Consider the following 6538-nt stretch of genomic DNA (forward strand, 5'->3'; position numbering starts at 1 on the left):
ACCGGGACATCAAGCCCGCGAACGTGCTGATCTCGCAGCGCCACGGGCGCATCTGGCCGAAGATCACCGACTTCGGCTCGGTCGCGCGACTCGCTCATCCGAGTGGGAGCGTGACCGCCTCGCGCCACAGCGCGGCATCGGACCAGAAGGAGGAGGGATTGTTCACGACCAAGCACAAGGGAGACGCCGCCGAGCAGCGGGCGCTGGCGCATCTGCAGCGCGCCGGCCTGGCACTCGTCGAACGCAATTATCGGGTGGCGCGCGGCCCGCGCGCCCACGCCGGCGAAGTGGACCTCATCATGCGCGATCGCGACGGCACGCTGGTCTTCGTCGAGGTGCGAAGCCGCGCCAGCACGGCCCATGGCAGTGCGGCCGAGAGCATCGGGGCGGCCAAGCGGCGCGCCATCGTCCTGGCCGCTCGCCACTACCTGCTGCGCCTGGGCTCGCCGCCGCCCTGCCGCTTCGACGTGGTGGTCATCGAGGAGGGACGGCTGCAGTGGCTGCGAGCCGCGTTCGAGGCCTCGTGAGGGTCCCCCGTGCCCCTGCGCGCGCAGCCTGTCCTGCGACAGCGGAACCTTTGACCCCGCGCGGGCGTCCATGACGCTGACTTATGATGCCGCCCATGCTTGAACCCCGCATCCAGCAGCAGTTTTTCGAAAGTGCCGACCTGAAGTACCAGTGCGCCGACCAGCTCGCCCGGCCGATTGCCGAGGCCGCGCAGGCCGTGGTGGGTTGCCTGACGGCCGGTGGGAAGGTGCTCGCCTGCGGCAACGGCGGCGCGGCGGGCCTGGCCCGGCATGTCGCCTCCTTGCTCGTGGGCCGTTTCGAGCGCGAGCGCCCTGGCCTGGCCGCGCTGGCGCTGAGCCCCGACGCCGTGCACCTGGGCGGTCTTGGTGAGGACCCGGTGCTCGCGCACGCCAAGCAGGTGCAGGCCCTGGGCCAGCCCGGCGACGTCTTGCTGGCGATGTCGGTCAGCGGCAGCACGCCCAGCGTACTGGCCGCCGTGCAAGCGGCGCACGACAAGGAGATGATCGTCATCGCCTTGACCGGTAAAAACGGCGGCAAGCTCAAAGACCTGCTGATCGAAACCGACGTGCACATCGCCGTGCCGCACGAGCGGCCCGTGCGCGTGCACGAGGTCCATCTGCTTGCGCTGCACTGCCTGTGCGACGCGGTGGACACCCAATTGCTTGGAGAACAGGATCATCCATGACACCGCATGCTTCCCGTCCCCGTCTGCTGCGCCCGCTGGCGGCCGTGCTGGCCGCCGCCGGCCTGGTCACTGCCCTGTCGGCCTGCGCCCCCCTGCTGGTGGGCGGCGCCGTGGTGGGCACCGTGATGGTCGCCAGCGACCGCCGCAGCTCTGGCGCCCAGCTCGACGACCAGGCCATCGAACTGAAGGCCATGAACCGCCTGCGCGAGACCTTCAACGAGCAACGCGTGCACGTCAACGTGACGAGCTACAACCGCATGGTACTGCTCACTGGGGAGGTGGCCAGCGAGGAGGACAAGCAGCGCGTCGAGCGTATCGTGGCGGGCGTGGACAACGTGCGCTCCATCGTCAACGAGTTGGCCGTCATGGGGGTGAGCTCGCTGACCTCGCGCTCCAATGACGTGATCCTGGGCGGCAAAGTCAAGGCCACCTTCGTCGATGCGCGCGACCTGCAGGCCCAGGCCGTGAAGGTCGTGGCCGAGCGGGGCACCGTCTACCTGATGGGGCGGGTCACCGAACGCGAAGCCAAGCGGGCGGCCGAACTGGCGCGCAGCGTCGGCGGCGTGAACAAGGTGGTGACGGTGTTCGAGATCATCACCGAGGAGGAGCTGGCGCGGCTGCAGCCCAACCGGCCCTCGCCGACGGGGGCCTCGCCCGGCCAGTGAGTCACTTCAGCCGGCGGATCAGGCTCGAGGTGTCCCAACGGCCACCCCCCTGGGCCTGGACATCGGCGTAGAACTGATCGACCAGGGCCGTGACCGGCAGCCGCGCACCGTTGCGCCGCGCTTCTTGCAGGCACAGGCCCAGGTCCTTGCGCATCCAGTCCACCGCAAAGCCGAAGTCGAAGCGGTCTTCGATCATCGTGGGGCCGCGGTTGTCCATCTGCCAGCTCTGGGCGGCGCCCTTGCCGATCACTTCGAGCACGGCTTTCATGTCCAGGCCGGCCTTCTGACCGAAAGCAATCGCCTCGGCCAGCCCCTGCAGCAAACCGGCGATCGCGATCTGGTTGACCATCTTGGCCAGTTGGCCGGCCCCCTGCTCGCCCAGCAGCGTCACGGCCTTGGCAAAGGCCATCGCCACCGGCTGGGCCCGCGCGAAGGCGGCGGCATCGCCGCCGCACATCACGGTGAGCGTGCCGTTGATCGCCCCCAGGTTGCCGCCGGACACCGGCGCATCGATGAAGAACACGCCCTGCTGGCGCGATCGCTGGCCGAGCTCGCGCGCCACCTCGGCCGAGGCCGTGGTGTGGTCCATGAAGATCGCCCCCGGCTTCATGCCGGCCAGCGCGCCATGCTCGCCCAGCACCACCGAGCGCAGGTCGTCGTCGTTGCCCACGCAGGCGAAGACGATGTCGGCGCCTTGCGCGGCTTGCCGCGGTGTGGGCGCGCTGGCGCCACCGTACTCGGCCACCCACTGCTGCGCCTTGGCCGCCGTGCGGTTGTAGACGGTCACGCGATGCCCGGCGCGGGCGAGATGCCCGGCCATCGGGTAGCCCATCACGCCCAGGCCCAGGAAGGCCACGGTGTGGGGGGCTATCGGGGCGTAGGTCTTGGTGCCGCTCATGGTCAGACGATCGTCAAATGTTCGGTGCCGGCGGCCAAATCGGCGTTGCGGGCGCGGTTGCTGTTGAGCTTGATCTGCAGGCGCAGGTCGTTGACCGAGTCGGCATTGCGCAAGGCGTCCTCATAGGTCACGAAGTTGCCCTCGTACAGGTCGAACAGCGCCTGGTCGAAAGTCTGCATGCCCAACTCGCGGCTCTTCTTCATGATCTCCTTGATCTCGGCCACCTCGCCCTTGAAGATCAGCTCGGAGATCAGCGGGGTGTTGAGCAGGATCTCGACCGCCGCGATGCGGCCCTTGCCTTCCTGGCGCGGCAGCAGCCGCTGAGAAACCATGGCCTTGAGGTTGAGCGACAAGTCCATCAACAACTGGGCGCGGCGCTCTTCGGGGAAGAAGTTGATGATCCGGTCCAGGGCCTGGTTGGCACTGTTGGCGTGCAACGTGGCCATGCACAGGTGGCCCGTCTCGGCGAAGGCCACGGCATGCTCCATCGTTTCGCGGTCGCGGATCTCACCCATGAGGATCACATCGGGCGCCTGGCGCAAGGTGTTCTTCAGCGCCGCCTCCCAGCCGTCGGTGTCGATGCCCACCTCGCGTTGCGTGACGATGCAGTTCTTGTGCGGATGCACGAACTCCACCGGGTCTTCGATGGTGATGATGTGGCCCTGCGAGTGCTCGTTGCGGTAATCGACCATGGCCGCCAGGGTCGTGCTCTTGCCCGAGCCGGTGGCGCCCACCATGATGACCAGGCCGCGCTTGGTCATGGCCACGTCTTTCAAAATGGTGGGCAGCCCCAAGCCATCGATGGTGGGCAGGGTCTGCGGAATGACCCGCAGCACCAGGCCCACATGCCCTTGCTGCACGAAGGCATTGACACGGAAACGTCCGATGCCCTGGGGGGCGATGGCGAAGTTGCATTCCTTCGTGCGCTCGAACTCGGCGGCCTGCTTGTCGTTCATGATGGCCCGCGCCAGGGCCATCGTGTGCTGGCCGGTCAAGGGCTGGGGCGACACCTTGGTGATCTTGCCGTCCACCTTGATCGCCGGCGGAAATTCGGCGGTGAGGAAAAGGTCCGAACCGTTGCGCGCCACCATCAGGCGCAGCAGGTCGTTGACGAACTTGGAAGCCTGGTCTCTTTCCATGATGCATCCTCAGCCGCGCGACAGCAGGGCACTCAGGCGTGCACTGACCTGCCGCAACCGCAATGACAGGCGACGCGCCAGCGAGGCCAACAGGGCCAGGCCCAGGCGCGGCTCCTGCATGATCATGCGGTCGAGCCCCTGGGCATCGACCACCGCGAGCACGCAGGGGGTGAGCGTGGTGCAGGCCGAAAACCGCGAGCCTGCGTCCAGCAGCGACATCTCGCCCAGCATGTCGCCAGGGCGGGCCTCGGCCAGGCGTGCGCGCGCACCCCAGGGCTGGATGCGGTCCACCGCGATCGTGCCCTCGAGCACGATGAGCATGTAGTCGCCCAGTTCGTCCTGGCCGATGATCTCCTGGTTGGCGCCCACCTCGACGAAATCGAGGTACTGGCTCATGCGAGCGAGGTCCTGCGGGCCCAGCGCCGCCACATAACGGTCCACCCCCCAGAGCTGGGCGAATGTCTGCGCCCCGCGCTCGCGGTCATAGGGTCGCGCGCCGATGCGCTGTGCGCGCTCGCGCCAGGTCGCCTGGGGCAGGTTCTCGTCGGCGCGCTCCTGGAACATCGTCGAAAAGAAGCGCGAGTCCTCGTTGGGATCGGCGCCGCTGCCTTCGGGGACCGCACCGGTCCCCCCTTTGAGCTTTTCAATGAGTTTCTTCATGGCGGTGACGGCGGTCGCTCCCCGGTGGCGCGCACGGGCTTCAGCCCGGGAAGTTCTCGGGGAACTTGGCCTTGCCGCGCGCTTCGGCCGGGGAGATCACGTTGCGGCGCACGAGGTCGGTCAGGCACTGGTCCAGGGTCATCATGCCCATGCTGTTGCCCGTCTGGATGGCCGAGTACATCTGCGCGATCTTGTTCTCGCGGATCAGGTTGCGGATCGCCGAGGTGCCCAGCATGATTTCATGCGCAGCCACGCGACCCGAACCGTCCTTGAGCTTGCACAGGGTCTGCGAAATCACCGCCACCAGCGATTCGGACAGCATCGCACGCACCATCTCCTTCTCGGCGGCCGGAAAGACGTCGACGATGCGGTCGATGGTCTTGGCCGCGCTCGAGGTGTGCAGCGTGCCGAACACCAGGTGGCCGGTCTCGGCAGCCGTGAGCGCCAGGCGGATGGTCTCCAGGTCGCGCATCTCGCCCACGAGGATGGCGTCCGGGTCCTCGCGCAGCGCCGAACGCAGCGCGTTGTTGAAGCTCAGCGTGTGCGGCCCGACCTCGCGCTGGTTGACCAGGCACTTCTTGGACTCGTGCACGAACTCGATCGGGTCTTCGACGGTGAGGATGTGGCCGTATTCGTTCTCGTTGAGATGGTTGACCATCGCCGCCAGCGTGGTCGACTTGCCCGAGCCGGTGGGCCCGGTCACGAGGATCAAGCCCCGCGGCTTGAGCGCCAGCTCGGCGAACACCTTGGGCGCGTTGAGCTGCTCGAGCGTGAGGATCTTCGACGGAATGGTGCGGAACACCGCGCCGGCGCCGCGGTTCTGGTTGAAGGCGTTGACGCGGAAGCGCGCCAGCCCCTGGATCTCGAACGAGAAGTCGCACTCCAGCGTTTCCTCGTAGGCCTTGCGCTGCGCATCGTTCATGATGTCGTACACCATGTCGTGCACCTGCTTGTGCTCGAGCGGGTCGACATTGATGCGGCGCACGTCACCGTGCACGCGGATCATCGGGGGCAAGCCGGCGGACAGGTGCAAATCCGATGCCTTGTTCTTGACCGAGAACGCCAGCAGTTGCGTGATGTCCATATTGCCTTTCAGGCCCCCGAGGTGGTGCGCGGCGCGCGGTTGTGCGAGGAAGCGGCGATGTGCCTTAAGCTCGCGCCATTATGGCGACGATCGCTCGGAACATACAACAAGTGAGGGACCGCATCGCGGCGGCCTGTGCAGGCGCGCAACGCGACGTGCAAAGTGTCACATTGCTGGCGGTCAGCAAGACCTTCGGTGCGCAGGCGGTGCGCGAGGCCCTGGCCGCGGGCCAGCACCGTTTCGGCGAAAACTACGTGCAAGAGGCGCTGGAGAAGATGGCCGCGCTGGCCGATGTGCGAGCGCGCCTGGAGTGGCACCTCATCGGCCCGCTGCAGAGCAACAAGACGCGCGCGGTGGCCGAGCATTTCGACTGGGTGCATACGGTGGACCGGCTGAAAATCGCGCAGCGCCTGTCGGACCAGCGCCCTGCACACCTGCCCCCGCTGCAGGTGTGCCTGCAGGTCAACATCAGCGGCGAGGCCAGCAAGAGCGGCCTGGCCCCGGCCGAGGTGGGCGCCCTGGCGCGCGAGGTCGCCGCCCTGCCCCGCTTGCGCCTGCGCGGCCTGATGGCCATCCCCGAGCCTGCGGGGGACCGGGATGCCCAGCGCCGGCCGCACCGCGCCCTGCGCGAGCTGCTCGACAGCCTTCGCGCCCAGGGCCTGGACCTGGACACGCTGTCCATGGGCATGAGCGCCGACCTGGAAGCCGCCATCGACGAAGGCGCCACGATCGTGCGCGTGGGCACGGCCATCTTCGGCGCGCGCTGATCAGATCGGCAGGCGGGCGGTGTTCTTCACCTCCTCCATCACCGCATAGGTGTGGGTCTCGCGCACGCCCGGCAGCGACCACACCACCGTGCCGATCAGCTCACGGTAAGCC

At 67.7% G+C, this 6538-nt stretch carries 8 protein-coding genes and 1 pseudogene; 4 read left to right on the plus strand and 5 right to left on the minus strand.

Annotation, left to right across the window (positions count from 1 at the left end; translation table 11 throughout):
- Positions 1-110: 110 nt before the first annotated feature.
- The 3 genes from ACK42S_RS14290 (at position 111) to ACK42S_RS14300 (ending at position 1878) form a co-directional block, all read left to right on the plus strand.
- Positions 111-527 (plus strand): YraN family protein, encoded by a 417-nt coding sequence (locus ACK42S_RS14290; protein ID WP_409708886.1) that lies wholly within the window; start codon positions 111-113, stop codon positions 525-527.
- Between the two features lie 95 nt (positions 528-622).
- The gene (locus ACK42S_RS14295) at positions 623-1213 is read left to right on the plus strand and encodes an SIS domain-containing protein (RefSeq protein WP_409708865.1); all 591 of its coding nucleotides are present in this window, start codon (positions 623-625) and stop codon (positions 1211-1213) included.
- Positions 1210-1878 carry a BON domain-containing protein gene (locus ACK42S_RS14300; RefSeq protein WP_409708868.1) on the plus strand — a complete coding sequence of 223 codons (669 nt, stop codon included), beginning with the start codon at positions 1210-1212 and terminating at the stop codon, positions 1876-1878. The genes ACK42S_RS14295 and ACK42S_RS14300 overlap by 4 nt, the downstream gene beginning before the upstream one ends.
- Before the next feature lies 1 nt (position 1879).
- On the opposite strand, the gene ACK42S_RS14305 is transcribed toward ACK42S_RS14300, so the two are convergent.
- The 4 genes from ACK42S_RS14305 to ACK42S_RS14320 are packed head-to-tail and all read right to left on the minus strand — an operon-like array spanning position 1880 to position 5659.
- On the minus strand, positions 1880-2776 hold the full coding sequence (locus tag ACK42S_RS14305) for an NAD(P)-dependent oxidoreductase (protein WP_409708871.1): 897 nt from the start codon (positions 2774-2776) through the stop codon (positions 1880-1882).
- A gap of 2 nt (positions 2777-2778) precedes the next feature.
- Complete coding sequence (locus ACK42S_RS14310) at positions 2779-3915, minus strand: PilT/PilU family type 4a pilus ATPase (protein ID WP_409708874.1); 1137 nt, start codon at positions 3913-3915, stop codon at positions 2779-2781.
- Positions 3916-3924: 9 nt separating this feature from the next.
- Positions 3925-4575 (minus strand): cyclic nucleotide-binding domain-containing protein, encoded by a 651-nt coding sequence (locus ACK42S_RS14315; RefSeq protein WP_409708877.1) that lies wholly within the window; start codon positions 4573-4575, stop codon positions 3925-3927.
- A gap of 40 nt (positions 4576-4615) precedes the next feature.
- Positions 4616-5659, minus strand: a complete 1044-nt coding sequence (locus ACK42S_RS14320) for a type IV pilus twitching motility protein PilT (RefSeq protein ID WP_409708880.1) — start codon at positions 5657-5659, stop codon at positions 4616-4618.
- A gap of 80 nt (positions 5660-5739) precedes the next feature.
- Here ACK42S_RS14320 and ACK42S_RS14325 point away from each other — a divergent pair, with 80 nt between their 5' ends.
- Positions 5740-6426 carry a YggS family pyridoxal phosphate-dependent enzyme gene (locus ACK42S_RS14325; protein WP_409708883.1) on the plus strand — a complete coding sequence of 229 codons (687 nt, stop codon included), beginning with the start codon at positions 5740-5742 and terminating at the stop codon, positions 6424-6426.
- On the opposite strand, the pseudogene ACK42S_RS14330 reads toward ACK42S_RS14325, so the two are convergent.
- Positions 6427-6538: pseudogene (locus tag ACK42S_RS14330) on the minus strand (ArsR family transcriptional regulator); the annotation flags it as partial.

Source organism: Caldimonas sp., from assembly GCF_046289365.1.
In the GTDB taxonomy this organism is placed as follows: Bacteria; Pseudomonadota; Gammaproteobacteria; order Burkholderiales; family Burkholderiaceae_C; genus Caldimonas.

Bases quoted from the DNA above. Each gene is read 5' to 3' on its own strand.
- ACK42S_RS14295 (WP_409708865.1), top strand. From the start codon at position 623: ATGCTTGAACCCCGCATCCAGCAGCAGTTTTTCGAAAGTGCCGACCTG.
- ACK42S_RS14300 (WP_409708868.1), top strand. From the start codon at position 1,210: ATGACACCGCATGCTTCCCGTCCCCGTCTGCTGCGCCCGCTGGCGGCC.
- ACK42S_RS14305 (WP_409708871.1), bottom strand. From the start codon at position 2,776: ATGAGCGGCACCAAGACCTACGCCCCGATAGCCCCCCACACCGTGGCC.
- ACK42S_RS14310 (WP_409708874.1), bottom strand. From the start codon at position 3,915: ATGGAAAGAGACCAGGCTTCCAAGTTCGTCAACGACCTGCTGCGCCTG.
- ACK42S_RS14315 (WP_409708877.1), bottom strand. From the start codon at position 4,575: ATGAAGAAACTCATTGAAAAGCTCAAAGGGGGGACCGGTGCGGTCCCC.
- ACK42S_RS14320 (WP_409708880.1), bottom strand. From the start codon at position 5,659: ATGGACATCACGCAACTGCTGGCGTTCTCGGTCAAGAACAAGGCATCG.
- ACK42S_RS14325 (WP_409708883.1), top strand. From the start codon at position 5,740: ATGGCGACGATCGCTCGGAACATACAACAAGTGAGGGACCGCATCGCG.